Genomic DNA, 13,049 nt, shown 5'->3' with positions numbered 1-13,049 from the left:
GTGCGGCTTTCTCTTCTGCACGGCCTAGGCGGCCAGCCGCAGCCGCCGGACCAGCGGACGCGTGAACAGCTCGGCCAGGTCGGCCGCCTGCTCATAGCCCTGCAGCGGCGTGAAGACCAGTTCGATCGACCACTTGGTGGTCATGCCCTCGGCCTCCAGCGGGTTGGCGAGACCGAGTCCGCAGACCACGATGTCGGGCCGCAGTGCGCGGCAGCGGTCGAGCTGGCGATCGACGTCCTGGCCCTCGGACAGGGTGGTGCCGGCCGGCAGCATCGCGAGCTCCTGCGCGAGGTGCTGGCGGTGCAGGTAGGGCGTGCCGACTTCGGTCAGCGCCATGCCCAGTTCGCGCGACAGGAAGCGTGCGATCGGGATCTCGAGCTGCGAATCGGGGAAGAAGAAGACGCGCTTGCCGGCCAGTTGCGCGCGGTGCCGGGCGAGCGCCTGCGCGGCACGCTCGCGCGCCGGGGCCGTGACGCGGTCGAAGGTGGCGGCCGGCACCTCGAAGGCGTCGGCGGCGGCACGCAGCCAGTGCGTCGTGCCTTCCGCGCCGAGCGGGAAAGGCGCCGCGATGCGCGTGGCCCCGCGTTCTTCGAGGGCGCGCGCCGCGTCCGCCAGGAAGGGCTGGGCCAGCAGGAAGCGCGTGCCGGGGCCGACCGGGGGCAGGGCGTTCGCGCGCCTCGGCGGGAAGAAGCGCGCCGCGATGCCGAGCTGCGAGAACAGGCGCGCGAACTGGTCTTCGACCACGTCGGCCAGCGTGCCGACCACCAGCAGCTCGGCCGGCGCGCGCGCGGGGCGGGGCGGCAGCACGGGCACCATCGATGCGAGGCAGGCGTCTTCGCCCTGGGTGAAGGTGGTCTCGATGCCGCTGCCCGAATAGTTGAGCACGCGTACCTGCGGTGCGTGCGCCTTCGTCAGCCGCGCGGCGGCGCGCGACAGGTCGAGCTTGATCACTTCCGACGGGCACGAGCCGACGAGGAACAGCAAACGGATGTCGGGCCGCCGCCCGAGCAGGCGCGTGACCACGCGGTCGAGTTCGTCGTTGACGTCGGCCAGGCCCGAGAGGTCGCGCTCGTCGATGATCGCGGTGGCGAAGCGCGGCTCGGCGAAGATCATGACGCCCGCGGCCGACTGGATCAGGTGCGCACAGGTGCGCGACCCCACCACGAGGAAGAACGCGTCCTGCACCTTCCGATGCAGCCAGATGATGCCGGTGAGGCCGCAGAACACCTCGCGCTGGCCGCGCTCGCGCAGCACGGGGGCGTCGGTGCAGCCGTCGGCGCGCGCGTCTTCGCGAATCGGGATCACGCCGCGGCCGACGCCAGTGCGGGCGTCCACGGTGGCAAGGGTGCCCGGGGCATCGGCGACTTCGGTCATGCGACGGCTCCGGTGGACTGCATGCCGCGCGACTGCCGCGCCATGTCCAGGCGCGCTGCGCGCAGCTTGAGCACGAACTGGGTGGCGTTGACGACGTAGGCCACGTAGGCCGCGAGCGCCAGGTACATCAGGGGCCGGTCGGCCAGCGCGCCGGTGGCGAGCGCCACCAGGTAGGCCGTGTGCAGGGCCAGCACCCCCATGCTGAACACGTCCTCCCAGTAGAAGGCGGGTGCGAAGAGGTACTTGCCGAACACCACCTTCTCCCAGATGGAGCCGGTGACCATGATGGTGTAGAGCGCCAGCGTCTTCACGACGACCGAGAGCGTCGCGGCGGCGTGGCCCTCGCCGGTCCACAGGTAGCGGAGCACCAGCACCAGGCTGGCCGCGAAGATGAAGAACTGCACGGGCGCCAGCACCCCCTGCACCAGCGTCCAACCCGACGCATCGCGCCGGCGCCGCTCGTCGGGCGTGTAGAGCGGCCGTCTCGGCGCGCGGCCGGTGCCGTTCGGGGATGGCGGGTTGCGCATGCCGGCCAATCTAGATCGGCCGATGCAAAGTGTCAACTGAAATGGACGTAAATAGAAATTGACAGTCGTCGCGACTCGGTGAATCATGGCGCCGCAGACGCCTGTCAGACAGCACGCCGACGCCATGAAGGACTCCCGCAACCCCACCGGACCGCAAGCGCCTACGCCTGCCGGCGGCGGCGCGGCGCCGGCGCCCAGCAACGTGCTGCCGTTCATCGGCCCGGCAAGCGCCCGCGCAAGGCGCACGCCGCCGGACGCGAAATTCGACAGCACGGCGTTCGTGCGTCATGATTCGTCGCCGAAAGTGCCGCCAAGACCGGCCCAGCGAAGAGACAACCCCACCAGGAGACTGGCCATGCCCCGATTGGCTCGACAAGCTCTGGATCTCGATGGCGCGAGTCAGCCGCCCGACGGCGATCTCGAATGGTCTACCGGCGCTGCGTCGCCGGCTTCATGGAACCGGGCGCCCAACGACCGGGCTGCGGTGGCCGACTGCCAGACCCAGCTCGCCCGAACGCTCAAGCTCGACATCATTCCCCGTCTCATCGACGTGCATCGCGCGCCGGCACCGGCAAGCCGGGTCGACGACAACGCGAGCCATCGGCCGACCGCCCGCGAGGTCGAAGACTTCGTGCAACTCGTGCTGGCCCGCGAGCATTCGCCCGCGCAGGCCTTCGTCGACTTGCTCGGGCAGCGCGGCATGTCGGTCGAGACCATCTACCTCGACCTGCTGGCGCCCGCGGCGCAGCACCTGAACTACCTGTGGACGCAGGACCTGTGCGACTTCACCCACGTCACGCTGGGCCTGGCACGCCTGCAGCGGCTGCTGCACGAGCTGAGCCCGTCGCTGAACGGCGGCCAGCGGCCGTTTCGCGGCAATGCCAGGCGCGTGCTGCTGTTGCCCGCCTGCGGCGAACAGCAGACCTTCGGCCTGTCGATGGTGGCCGAGTTCTTCCACCATGCGGGCTGGGAGGTCGACCGCGGCCATTTCCCGCTCGACAGCGACGCGGCCGAACTCGCGCAGGCCGAATGGTTCGACGTGATCGGCCTGGCCGCGGGCAACGAGACGCGGCTGCAGCCGATGCGCCGCACGATCCTCGACATCCGCGCGTTGTCGCGCAACCGTGACGTGCGCGTGATGGTGGGCGGCCCGATTTTTGCGGGGCATCCCGAGCGTGTAAAGTTCGTCGGCGCCGATGCATGCGGACTCGACGGGCAAAAGGCACCTGTCCATGCCGAACGACTGATCGCATTGCACCAGCACACCGATTGACAACCGCGCCGGAACCTGAAGGTCATTCTTGAAGAACGATGCGAGAACTGCTTTTCAGCCATGAAGAGTTTTGCGGCTCATGCCAAGCACCTGGCCGACCTGCAAGCTGGATTGGTCGGACAACTGATCGCCGCGTCGTCCGATGTGGTCTTGATCGTCGATGCGGACGGGGTCGTGCGCGATCTCGCGCTCGGCGGCTCCGGCCTCGATGACCAGGGCTGCGAAGACTGGATCGGCAAGCCCTGGGCCGACGGCGTCGCCAAGGATTCGCGCGCCAATGCCGAGTGGCTGCTTCGCAATGCCGGCGCCGATGGTGCGCTGGAGTGGCGCCAGCTCACCTGCAGGACCACTCGAGGCGCCGAGCTTCACCTGAGCTGCACGGCCATCAAGCTGCGCGGCAGGGCCCGCAGCCGCGACATCGGCCGCACCGTCGTCTTCTGCCGCGACCTTCGCGGCATGACGGCGCTGCAGCAAAGCGTGGTCGATGCGCAGCAGGCCAACCTGCACGACCACTGGAAGCTGCGCGACGCGCAGTCGCGTTACCGGCAGCTGTTCCAGACCGTGTCGGATGCGGTGCTCATCGTCGACGCGGCCACGCAGAAGATCGTCGAAGCCAACCCCGCCGCGGTGCAGCTCTTCGGCGACAGCGTGCGCCGCCTCGTCGGCTCCGGCTTCCCGGCCGGCCTCGACGCGCGCAGCAACGCGGCGGTGCAGACGATGGTCGCCGCACTGCGCACGGCGGGCCGGGCCGAAGACATCCGGGCGCAGGTGGCCGACGGCGGCGGCGAGGTCACGGTGTCGGGCTCGGTCTTCCGCCAGGAGAACGGCGTGCAGATGGTGGTGCGGCTCTCGCGCGTGGCCGCCAAGGCCGTCACGCCCGACCGCGCCAACGCCAACGCGGTGCTGCTCAAGATCGTGCAGAGCGCGCCCGACTGCATCGTCGTCACCGACATCAACGGACAGATCATCTCGGCCAACCAGGCCTTCGTCGAACTGGTGCAGCTGGCCAACGAGGAACAGGTGCGCGGCGAGTCGCTCGGCCGCTGGATCGGGCGCACCGGCGTCGAACTCAGCGTGCTGATATCGACCCTGCGCCAGCGCGGCTCGCTGCGGCTGTTCCCCACCAGCCTGCGCTGCGAACACGGGCTGGTTTCCAACGTCGAGATCTCGGCCACGCTGGTGCGCGACGACGGCGACGAGGCCTACCTGGGTTTCACCATCCGCGACGTCAGCCGTCGCCAGGGAACGGAAGTCCGCGCGGCCAAAGAGCTGCCCCACTCGGCGGGCCAGCTGTCGGAGTTGGTCGGTCGCATGCCGATGAAGGACATCGTGGGCGAAACCGCCGACCTCATCGAGCAACTGTGCATCGAGGCCGCGCTCGACCTCACGCGCGACAACCGCGCCGCGGCCGCCGAGATGCTCGGCGTCTCGCGCCAGAGCCTGTACGTGAAGCTGCGGCGCTACGGCCTGCACGAGCTCGCGCCCGAAAGCGAAAAGCAATAGCAATCGACGTCGGCGCAATGTAAATCCAGATTGACAGTTTGACGTGTCAGGCGGGAAACTAGCCGACATGTCCCGCCCAGCGCTGTCAGCGGTCGCCGAACTGTTCAAGCCGATCACCTGGTTTCCGCCGATGTGGGCCTTCGCCTGCGGCGTCGTGGCCTCGGGCGCCAGCCTCGACGAGCGCTGGATCGTCGCGCTGATGGGCATCGTGCTGGCCGGCCCGCTGGTGTGCGCGAGCAGCCAGGCGGCGAACGACTGGTTCGATCGGCACGTCGATGCCATCAACGAGCCGCAGCGCCCGATTCCCTCGGGCCGCATGCCGGGTCGATGGGGCCTCTACGTGGCCATCGGTTGGACGCTGCTGTCGCTGGCCTGGGCCTTCCTGCTGGGCCCATGGGCCTTTCTCGCGGCCGTGGTCGGCCTGGCGCTGGCCTGGGCCTACAGCGCGCCGCCGCTGCGGCTCAAGCAGAACGGCTGGTGGGGCAACGCGGCGTGCGGGCTCTGCTACGAGTGCCTGGCCTGGGTCACGGGCGCCGCGGTCATGGCGGGCGGCGCCATGCCGGGCAGCCGCTCGCTGGGCCTGGCCCTGCTCTACAGCATCGGCGCGCACGGGATCATGACGCTCAACGACTTCAAGGCCATCGAGGGCGATCGGCTCATGGGTGTGCGGTCGCTGCCGGTGCAGCTCGGCGCCCAGCGCGCCGCCCGCGTGGCCTGCTGGTTCATGGCGCTGCCGCAGTGCGCCGTGGTGCTGCTGCTCGTGCACTGGCAGCGGCCCGTGCATGCGGCCGCCATCGGGCTGCTCGTGGTGGTGCAGCTGGTGATGATGGACCGCTTTCTGCAGGATGTCGGCCGGCGTGCCATCTGGTACAGCGGCTTCGGCGTGCCCGTGTTCGTGAGCGGCATGATGATCAGCGCCTTCGCCTTGCGGGGCATCGGGAGCGGCGCTTGAAAGCGGACTTCGGCTGGCCCGCGATCCTTCGGCTCGGGCTCGTGCAGGCCGCGCTGGGCGCGGTGGTGGTGTTGACCACCTCGACCTTGAACCGCGTGATGGTGGTCGAGCTGGCCTTGCCCGCGATGCTGCCGGGCGGCCTCGTCGCGTTGCATTACGTCCTGCAGGTGCTGCGCCCGCGCATGGGCCACGGTTCCGACCGCGGCCAGCGGCGTACGCCGTGGATCGTCGGCGGCATGGCGATGCTGGGGGCCGGCGGTTTCGGCGCGGCTTGCGCCACGGCCTGGATGGCGAGCGATCCGGTCGCCGGCATCGTCGCGGCCGTGCTGGCCTTTGCGGTGCTGGGCGTCGGCGTCAGCGCGGCCGGAACGTCGTTGCTGGTGCTGCTCGCGCAGCGCGTCGCGGCGTCGCAGCGCGCCGCTGCGGCCACCACGGTGTGGCTCATGATGATCGGCGGGTTCGTCGTCACCGCGGGCATCGCCGGTGCGCTGCTCGATCCCTTCTCGCCCGCGCGGCTGGTGGCGGTGAGCGGCGTGGTGTCGCTCGTGGCCTTTGCGGTGGCTTGCGCCGCGATGGCCGGTCTCGAAGGCCGGGTGGGGGCGCGACGCGCGGATGCGGTGTCGCCCGATGCCGATGCCGATGCCGATGCAACGGCGACGCGCGCCGAGGCCACGCGTTTTCGCGACGCGCTGGTGCAAGTCTGGGCCGAGCCGGCCGCGCGGCGCTTCACGCTGTTCGTCTTCGTCTCGATGCTCGCGTACAGCGCGCAAGACCTGATCCTCGAGCCCTTCGCGGGTTCGGCGATGGGCTTCACGCCTGGCGAATCGACCAGCCTCTCGGGCACCCAGCACGCGGGCGTGCTGCTGGGCATGGCGGCCGCCGCGTTGGCCGGCCGCGGACGCAACGGGCGGCGCTTCGGCTCGCTTCGCACCTGGCAGGTCGGCGGTTGCCTGGTGTCGGCCGCGGCGCTGCTCGGGCTCGTGGCGGCTGGCGTCGTCGGTGCGTCTTGGCCGTTCAAGGCCAACGTGTTCCTGCTGGGCGCGGCCAACGGCGCGTTCTCGATCGCGGCCATCGCCTCGATGATGGCACTGGCCGGCGAAGGCCGGGCGTCGCGCGAGGGCGTGCGCATGGGCCTGTGGGGCGCAGCGCAGGCGGTGGCCTTCGGGCTGGGCGGCCTGGCGGGTGCGGCCGCGAGCGACCTGGCGCGCCTCTTCATCGGCACGCCGGGCCTGGCCTATGCGACGGTCTTCGCGGCCGAGGCGGCGCTGTTCGTCGTCGCAGCGGGCTTGGCCGGCAAGGTCGGCGGCGCGCCTGCGGTGCGGGCCGTGCCCCTGGGCATCGGCGAGAAGCCTGCCTGAAGGCGAGGTGGTCCCATGGAAGCGCTCCAACCGGCTGTGGTCGAGACATTCGATGCGGTGGTCGTCGGCGGTGGCCCGGCCGGCGCCACGGCGGCGCACGACCTGGCGCGGCAGGGCTGGTCCGTGCTGCTGCTGGACCGGGCCGGGCGCGTCAAGCCCTGCGGCGGTGCCATACCGCCGCGGCTCATCAAGGACTTCGAGATTCCCGATGCGCTGCTGGTCGCCAGGGCGCGCTCGGCGCGCATGGTGGCGCCGAGCAGCAAGTGCGTCGACATCCCTATCGACGACGGCTTCGTCGGCATGGTCGACCGCGAAGTCTTCGACGAATGGCTGCGCGAGCGCGCGGCGCAAGCGGGTGCGGTGCGGCGCATCGGCAGCTTCGAGCGCCTGACGCGCGACGACGACGGGGTCAGCGTCGTGCACTACGCCGGGCGCGCCGCGCGCGGCAAGGCCGGCACGCACCCGGGCCATGTGCGCGCACGCAGCGTGATCGGCGCCGACGGGGCCTGCTCGCGCGTGGCGGCCGAAGCGATGCCCGAGGCGCGAGCGCCGCGCTACGTGTTCGCGTACCACGAGATCGTGCAGTTGCCGCCGGTCGCGCCCGCCGGCTACGACGGCGCGCGCTGCGACGTGTACTACCAGGGCCGGCTGTCGCCCGACTTCTACGGCTGGGTCTTCCCGCACGGCGACACGCTGAGCATCGGCACCGGCAGCGCCGACAAGGGCTTCTCGCTGCGCACGGCCGTCGGCCAGCTGCGCGCGGCCGCCGGCTTGTCGGGCGCCGCGACGCTGCGTCGCGAAGGCGCGCCGCTGCCGATGAAGCCACTGCCGCGCTGGGACAACGGCCGCGACGTCGTGCTCGCCGGCGACGCGGCCGGCGTGGTCGCGCCGGCGTCGGGCGAGGGCATCTACTACGCCATGGCCGGTGGCCGCTTCGCGGCCGAGGCGGTGGCGCAACTGCTGCAAGGCGCCGATGCCCGCTGCCTCAGGCAGGCCCGGCGGCGTTTCATGAAAGCGCACGGCACGGTGTTCCGCGTGCTCGGCGTGATGCAATGGTTCTGGTACTCGACCGATCGACGCCGCGAGCGCTTCGTCAAGATCTGCGAAGACCGCGACGTGCAGCAACTGACCTTCGAGTCGTACATGAACAAGGAACTGGTGCGAAAGAAGCCCATGGCCCACGTGCGCATCTTCTTCAAGGACATGGCGCACCTGCTGGGCTTCGCGCGCGTATGACCGCCTCGCGCCGCGGACGCCTCTGGAAGCCGGTGGTCGTGGCCGCCTTCGCCGCGCTGTGCGTGGCGACGCTGGGCGCGCTGATGACCGACATCGGCCCCTGGTACCGCAGCCTGCAGCAGCCCGCGTGGAAGCCGCCCGACGCTGCCTTCGGGCCGATCTGGACCCTGATCTTCGCGCTGGCCGCGGCCGCCGGCGTGATCGGCTGGCGCCGCACGGCGCCGGGGCGCGTGCGCGAATGGATGCTCGTGCTGTTCGCGTTGAACGGCTTTCTCAACGTGCTGTGGAGCCTGCTGTACTTCCGTCTGCACCGGCCCGACTGGTCGCTCGTCGAAGTGCCCTTTCTCTGGCTGTCGGTGCTGGCACTGGTGGTGATGCTGTGGCGCGTGGCGAGGCTCGCGTCGGTGCTGTTGCTGCCCTATCTGCTGTGGGTGGCCATCGCGGCGGTGCTCAACTGGGAATCGGTGCGGCTCAACGGGCCGTTCCACTGAACCGGAGCGGGCCGTGGACAGCTCCCCGATCTTCCTGTTCCTGGTCGACGCGGTGATCGCGCTGACGGCCGCCGAAGCCATCGTGCTGGTCGCGCTTCACCGGCTCACGGGTCGTGGGCCGCGGCCTGGCGCCTATCTGCTCAACCTGGTATCGGGCCTGTGCCTCATGGCGGCCCTGCGATGCGCGCTGGGCGACAGCGGTGGCGTCCCGTGGATCGCCCTGTGGTTGCTGGCCGCCGGGGCGAGCCATGCCGCGGACATGTGGCGGCGCTGGGTCAATGCAGCTTCTGCCCGTCCGCGGCCATGAACACCAGCTGGCTGAAGCGGCCCAGCCGCAACGACTTCTCGTTCGCCTCGATCTTGCGGTCGTCGCGCATCGCGCTGCAGTAGGCCTGGGCCAGGCCGTTGATCAGCTCCGCGTTGTCGGCTCTGGGCGCACGCGCACGCAGCTGCGCCACCAGGCGTTGCGCCTGGGCCGGCATCGTCGCGTCAGTCATGCCGGCGAGCTGTGTGCGGATGGCCGCGCGCTGGCTTTCGAAAGCCTTGCCGAGGCTCGGCGTGTCGACCTTCGGGCAGCCGCTCACGCCGCCCGCGCTCATCAGCGTGTCGGCGTTGCGCCGCGCGTCGGCGACCATGCCGGCTTGCGCGGTCGCAGGTGCGCTGTTGTTCCATGCCTGGCGCACGTAGTTCGTGACGTCGGCAATTTCCTGGTCGCTCATGCCGGCGCCGATGGCCGGCATCGGCGCGTACTTCTCGCGCGCCTGAAGCCCGCCGACGATCACGTTGATGACGTTCTGCGGCCCCTTGGCCGTGACCGCGCCATTGCCGTCGAGCGCCGGGATCGTCCCTGCCATCCCCTTGCCGTCGATGCCATGGCACGACACGCAGAAGTTGAGATACGCCTCGCCGCCCCGCGCGTCGCGGCCCTGGAACAGGGCGAGCTTTCGATCGACGCCTTTCGCCGGGGCGGGCGGCGTGGCCTTCAGGTAAGCCGCGATGGCCAGCAGATCGGCATCGCTCAACTTGCTCAGGCTGTGAACGGTTTCCGACATCGGCCCCACGGCGACGCTCTTGCCGGGTGCGATGCCGGTCTTCAGGTAGTTCGCGATCTCGCTGTTGCTCCAGCGGCCGATGCCGTTGCGCGGGTCGGGCGTGATGTTGGGTGCGTACCAGGAGTCGATGACCCCGCCCTGCAACGATCCCTTCCACTTCGACGTGCCGGCCACGGGCCGCGCGTTGTGGCATTCGCCGCAATGCGCCAGGCCTTCGGCCAGGTAGCGCCCGCGGTTCACCTCGTCGGTTGCCGCGGGGTCGGGCGCGAACGTGCCCGGCTCGAAGAACACCTGCCGCCAGGCCAGCAGCGACGTGCGCACGCTGAACGGGAACGCGAGCTTGATGGGCGGCCGCGGCTTCTCGACTGCCGGCTGCGTCATCAGGAAGGCCTTGATGGCCAGCACGTCGTCGCGCGTCACCGTGGTGTACCAGGGGAAGGGCATCACCGGGTAGATGTACTCGCCGTGGCGGCCGATGCCTTCGTGCATGACCCGGTAGAACTCGTCGTCGCTCCAGTCGCCGATGCCGGTCTTGCGGTCGGGCGTGATGTTCGGCGTCGAGATCTGGCCGAAGGGCGTGTTCATGTACAGCCCGCCGGCGAAGGGCTGGCCGCCCTTGCTGGTGTGGCATGCGAGGCAGTCGCCCGCGTTGGCCAGGTAGGCGCCACGACGCACCGTGTCCGCCATGGTGGCGTCGGCAGCCGCCGCGATCCATGGAGCGACGGCAACCAGGGCGATGCCTGCCCACTGCATCCATCGTTGCGACAGAAGGATCTTCGAGGCGTGCGACATCGCGGCTCCGGGCTGTCTCGGGTCGCCGATCTTTCGTCCACGGCGCGGGGCCGGCTGTACGCCGCCATGCCGCAGGGGCGTAGGAAGTGCCGAATGCGCGCGACCTCACTGCATCGCGACCGCCGCATGGCGTGCCGCCATGCGCTCCACCTCCTCGCACGTCAGCCACGGCGCGCCGTGCAGCTGCCGGCCCGGCTCGCCGGGTAGCGGCACGTCGGGCCCGCCCAGGTGAGGCAACACCAGGGCGGCGTCGCCGAAGTCGTGGCCCTCGGTCCAGAAGCAGGGCGTGACGACGGTGCGCAGTCCGGCCGCGGTGGCGGCGCGCAGCCCGTTGCCCGAATCCTCGAAGGCGACTGCCTGCTCGGGCGCGATGCCGAGTCGGCGCAGTGCGAGCTGGTAGATGTCGGGCGCCGGCTTCTTGCACGCGACCTGGTCGCCGCAAGCGATCACCGTGAACATGTCGAGCCCGGTCGGCCCGCAGGTCGAGTGCAGCAAGGCGCTGATGCTGCCGGCGGTGGCGGTGCTGGCGATCGCGAGCTTGCAGCCGCGCGACAGCGCCTCGTCGAACAGGCGTGCGACGCCGGCGCGCAAGGGCACCCCGCCGTCCTTGATCGCCAGGCTGTAGAACCGCGTCTTGTCGAGATGGATGTCGCGCACCCGCGACCTGATGCGAGCCCGCTCGGCGTCCGGCATCGGCAGCGCGTCCAGGTAGCTGCAGATCCGTTCCTTTCCGCCGGCCACGTCGAGCAGTTGTCGATACGCTGCCGCGCCCCAGTGCCAGCCCAGCCCGTGCAATTCGAAGGCCTGGTTGAAGGCTATGCGGTGCGCCTCCTCGGTATCGGCGATGGTGCCGTCGACGTCGAAGATGAAGGCCTTGATCTGCATTTCGGCTCCCGCGAGTTCGGCTCATGGCGTGCGACACATGCGGCGGCGCGTTGGAGAGTGGCCGCCGGAAGCCGCTGGGGGCTTCCGAAGAAGCCGAATCTATGCACAAGGACTCATCACGAAAAGTTAAATCTATTTACGAAGCTTTAAGCGATTCCTAACATGAGCCCATGACGCTCGCTCGCAACGCCACGTTCCGGCAGCTGGCCGCTTTCGACGCGGTGGCGCGTCTGGGCAGCGTGTCGCTCGCTGCCGCCGAGATGCACCTGACGCCGCCGGCCGTGTCGATCCAGATCAGCGGGCTCGAAGCGTCGGCGGGCACGCCGCTGGTGCAGCGCTCGGGCCGCGGCATCCGCCTGACCGAGGCCGGCGACCTGCTGGCGCACTATGCGGCCCGGCTGCTGGCGCTGTGGCAGGAAGCGGGCGACGAAATGGCCACCTTGCAGGGCGTGTTCTCGGGCACCCTGCGCGTCGGGGCCGTGACCACGGCCGAATACCTGCTGCCGCCGCTGCTGGTCGATTTCGCCAATGCCAATCCGAAGGTCAAGGTCAAGCTGCAGGTGGGCAACCGCGATGCCATCGTGCGGATGCTCGCGGGGCAGGGCGTCGACCTGGCCATCATGGGCCGGCCGCCGCGTGAGCTGAAGACGGTGTCGCACGCGTTTGCCAAGCACCCGATGGCCTTCGTCGCCGCGCCGAGCCATCCGCTGATGGTTGACGGCCGGCCCGGCATCGAGCGCCTGGCGGACGAGTTGATCCTCGTACGCGAGCGCGGTTCGGGCACGCGGGCGATGGTCGAGCAGCTGTTCAAGGACGCGGCGCTGCCGCTGCGCATCGGCTCCGAGCTGTCGAGCAACGAGGCCATCAAGCAGATGTGCGCGGCCGGCTTCGGCGTCGCGTTCCTGTCCTTGCACACCTGCGTGCTCGAGATGGACGCGGGGCTGCTCGCGCTGCTGCCGATCGCCAACAACCCGATCGAGCGGGACTGGCACGTGATGCACCTCGCGACCAGCCAGCTGTCGCAGGTGGCCACGGCCTTCGAGGCGTTCCTGTGCGCGGAAGGTCAGCGCCAGGTCGATGCGCGCATCGCCCGCATCGAGCCCGGTTCGGCACGCCCCTCGACGCGGCCCCGGCGCGGCGCCGGTTCGCGCTCCCGTGGATCGCTCAGGCCGCCTTCTTGACCCACGCGCTGCACCAGCCCTTGCCGGCGACGATCTTGCCGGCGTAGAGCTGGCAAGGGCCGGTCGCGTCGGCGGCCTTGCCCTGGAACAGCTGGCAGTTGTTGCACATCTGCGTGGGCTGGTGCTGCGGGTACTTGGCCTTGTCGACCTTGGTCGAGTCGGCCTTGTAGCCGAGCGCCGCGGCCTGCGGGTCGGTTTCGGTCAGGGTGGCTGCCTGGGCCCAGGCATGCGACGCGCCGAGGCCGGCGCTGCCGGCGACGACGCTGATCACGAATGTCCTGCGACTTGGGTGGCTCATGGGGCGTCCTTTTTTTCATGTGGTTCGAGACCAACCGTTGTATAGTCTGACACGCAGTGTTGTCAATTAAAGATGACACTTGGCGCGATCGAGCAAGGCGATCGAGCAAGGCGATCGAGCAGGGCGA

Annotated in this window: 13 protein-coding genes; 8 read left to right on the top strand and 5 right to left on the bottom strand. The window is 70.1% G+C overall.

Annotation, left to right across the window (positions count from 1 at the left end):
• Nucleotides 1-24: 24 nt before the first annotated feature.
• Together B0W80_RS25260 and bchF are read right to left on the bottom strand one after the other, a co-directional pair.
• Nucleotides 25-1,374 (bottom strand): ferredoxin:protochlorophyllide reductase (ATP-dependent) subunit N, encoded by a 1,350-nt coding sequence (locus B0W80_RS25260; protein WP_083745633.1) that lies wholly within the window; start codon nucleotides 1,372-1,374, stop codon nucleotides 25-27.
• The gene (bchF, locus tag B0W80_RS25255) at nucleotides 1,371-1,901 is read right to left on the bottom strand and encodes a 2-vinyl bacteriochlorophyllide hydratase (protein ID WP_077001905.1); all 531 of its coding nucleotides are present in this window, start codon (nucleotides 1,899-1,901) and stop codon (nucleotides 1,371-1,373) included. Before bchF ends, B0W80_RS25260 begins: the two co-directional genes overlap by 4 nt.
• 355 nt (nucleotides 1,902-2,256) lie before the next feature.
• Between bchF and B0W80_RS25250 the strand changes: the two genes are divergently transcribed.
• The 7 genes from B0W80_RS25250 to B0W80_RS25220 all read left to right on the top strand — a co-directional run bounded on the left by B0W80_RS25250 (nucleotide 2,257) and on the right by B0W80_RS25220 (nucleotide 9,021).
• Nucleotides 2,257-3,174 carry a B12-binding domain-containing protein gene (locus tag B0W80_RS25250; RefSeq protein ID WP_179107024.1) on the top strand — a complete coding sequence of 306 codons (918 nt, stop codon included), beginning with the start codon at nucleotides 2,257-2,259 and terminating at the stop codon, nucleotides 3,172-3,174.
• A gap of 60 nt (nucleotides 3,175-3,234) precedes the next feature.
• On the top strand, nucleotides 3,235-4,677 hold the full coding sequence (ppsR, locus tag B0W80_RS25245) for a transcriptional regulator PpsR (protein ID WP_077001903.1): 1,443 nt from the start codon (nucleotides 3,235-3,237) through the stop codon (nucleotides 4,675-4,677).
• 67 nt (nucleotides 4,678-4,744) lie between these two features.
• On the top strand, nucleotides 4,745-5,629 hold the full coding sequence (gene chlG, locus B0W80_RS25240) for a chlorophyll synthase ChlG (protein WP_077001902.1): 885 nt from the start codon (nucleotides 4,745-4,747) through the stop codon (nucleotides 5,627-5,629).
• A complete protein-coding gene (locus B0W80_RS25235) occupies nucleotides 5,626-6,987 on the top strand; it encodes a BCD family MFS transporter (protein WP_077001901.1) in 1,362 nt (453 codons plus the stop codon). Before chlG ends, B0W80_RS25235 begins: the two co-directional genes overlap by 4 nt.
• A 15-nt stretch (nucleotides 6,988-7,002) precedes the next feature.
• Complete coding sequence (locus tag B0W80_RS25230; RefSeq protein ID WP_179107023.1) at nucleotides 7,003-8,223, top strand: geranylgeranyl diphosphate reductase; 1,221 nt, start codon at nucleotides 7,003-7,005, stop codon at nucleotides 8,221-8,223.
• On the top strand, nucleotides 8,220-8,714 hold the full coding sequence (locus tag B0W80_RS25225) for a TspO/MBR family protein (protein WP_077001900.1): 495 nt from the start codon (nucleotides 8,220-8,222) through the stop codon (nucleotides 8,712-8,714). The genes B0W80_RS25230 and B0W80_RS25225 overlap by 4 nt, the downstream gene beginning before the upstream one ends.
• Nucleotides 8,715-8,727: 13 nt before the next feature.
• The gene (locus B0W80_RS25220; RefSeq protein ID WP_077001899.1) at nucleotides 8,728-9,021 is read left to right on the top strand and encodes a hypothetical protein; all 294 of its coding nucleotides are present in this window, start codon (nucleotides 8,728-8,730) and stop codon (nucleotides 9,019-9,021) included.
• Here B0W80_RS25220 and B0W80_RS25215 read toward each other — a convergent pair.
• Both B0W80_RS25215 and B0W80_RS25210 read right to left on the bottom strand, forming a co-directional pair.
• On the bottom strand, nucleotides 8,990-10,558 hold the full coding sequence (locus B0W80_RS25215) for a cytochrome c (protein WP_077001898.1): 1,569 nt from the start codon (nucleotides 10,556-10,558) through the stop codon (nucleotides 8,990-8,992). The two genes, B0W80_RS25220 and B0W80_RS25215, sit on opposite strands and share 32 nt — an antisense overlap.
• Before the next feature lie 105 nt (nucleotides 10,559-10,663).
• Nucleotides 10,664-11,443, bottom strand: coding sequence for an HAD-IA family hydrolase (locus B0W80_RS25210; RefSeq protein WP_077001897.1), 780 nt, complete (start codon nucleotides 11,441-11,443; stop codon nucleotides 10,664-10,666).
• 170 nt (nucleotides 11,444-11,613) lie between these two features.
• Between B0W80_RS25210 and B0W80_RS25205 the strand changes: the two genes are divergently transcribed.
• On the top strand, nucleotides 11,614-12,624 hold the full coding sequence (locus B0W80_RS25205; RefSeq protein WP_077001896.1) for a LysR family transcriptional regulator: 1,011 nt from the start codon (nucleotides 11,614-11,616) through the stop codon (nucleotides 12,622-12,624).
• Here B0W80_RS25205 and B0W80_RS25200 read toward each other — a convergent pair.
• On the bottom strand, nucleotides 12,608-12,922 hold the full coding sequence (locus tag B0W80_RS25200) for a high-potential iron-sulfur protein (RefSeq protein WP_077001895.1): 315 nt from the start codon (nucleotides 12,920-12,922) through the stop codon (nucleotides 12,608-12,610). The genes B0W80_RS25205 and B0W80_RS25200 overlap by 17 nt on opposite strands.
• Between the last annotated feature and the right edge of the window lie 127 nt (nucleotides 12,923-13,049).

This window comes from Variovorax sp. KK3 (assembly GCF_001984055.1).
In the GTDB taxonomy this organism is placed as follows: Bacteria; Pseudomonadota; Gammaproteobacteria; order Burkholderiales; family Burkholderiaceae_C; genus Variovorax.
Note: the sequence above shows the minus strand (reverse complement) of the source record. Positions and strands in the feature narration are given on the sequence as shown.

Excerpts from the sequence above, each read along its gene's own strand:
- B0W80_RS25260 (WP_083745633.1), bottom strand. The coding sequence starts at position 1,374 with ATGACCGAAGTCGCCGATGCCCCGGGCACCCTTGCCACCGTGGACGCC.
- bchF (WP_077001905.1), bottom strand. The coding sequence starts at position 1,901 with ATGCGCAACCCGCCATCCCCGAACGGCACCGGCCGCGCGCCGAGACGG.
- B0W80_RS25250 (WP_179107024.1), top strand. The coding sequence starts at position 2,257 with ATGCCCCGATTGGCTCGACAAGCTCTGGATCTCGATGGCGCGAGTCAG.
- ppsR (WP_077001903.1), top strand. The coding sequence starts at position 3,235 with ATGAAGAGTTTTGCGGCTCATGCCAAGCACCTGGCCGACCTGCAAGCT.
- chlG (WP_077001902.1), top strand. The coding sequence starts at position 4,745 with ATGTCCCGCCCAGCGCTGTCAGCGGTCGCCGAACTGTTCAAGCCGATC.
- B0W80_RS25230 (WP_179107023.1), top strand. The coding sequence starts at position 7,003 with ATGGAAGCGCTCCAACCGGCTGTGGTCGAGACATTCGATGCGGTGGTC.
- B0W80_RS25225 (WP_077001900.1), top strand. The coding sequence starts at position 8,220 with ATGACCGCCTCGCGCCGCGGACGCCTCTGGAAGCCGGTGGTCGTGGCC.
- B0W80_RS25215 (WP_077001898.1), bottom strand. The coding sequence starts at position 10,558 with ATGTCGCACGCCTCGAAGATCCTTCTGTCGCAACGATGGATGCAGTGG.
- B0W80_RS25210 (WP_077001897.1), bottom strand. The coding sequence starts at position 11,443 with ATGCAGATCAAGGCCTTCATCTTCGACGTCGACGGCACCATCGCCGAT.
- B0W80_RS25205 (WP_077001896.1), top strand. The coding sequence starts at position 11,614 with ATGACGCTCGCTCGCAACGCCACGTTCCGGCAGCTGGCCGCTTTCGAC.
- B0W80_RS25200 (WP_077001895.1), bottom strand. The coding sequence starts at position 12,922 with ATGAGCCACCCAAGTCGCAGGACATTCGTGATCAGCGTCGTCGCCGGC.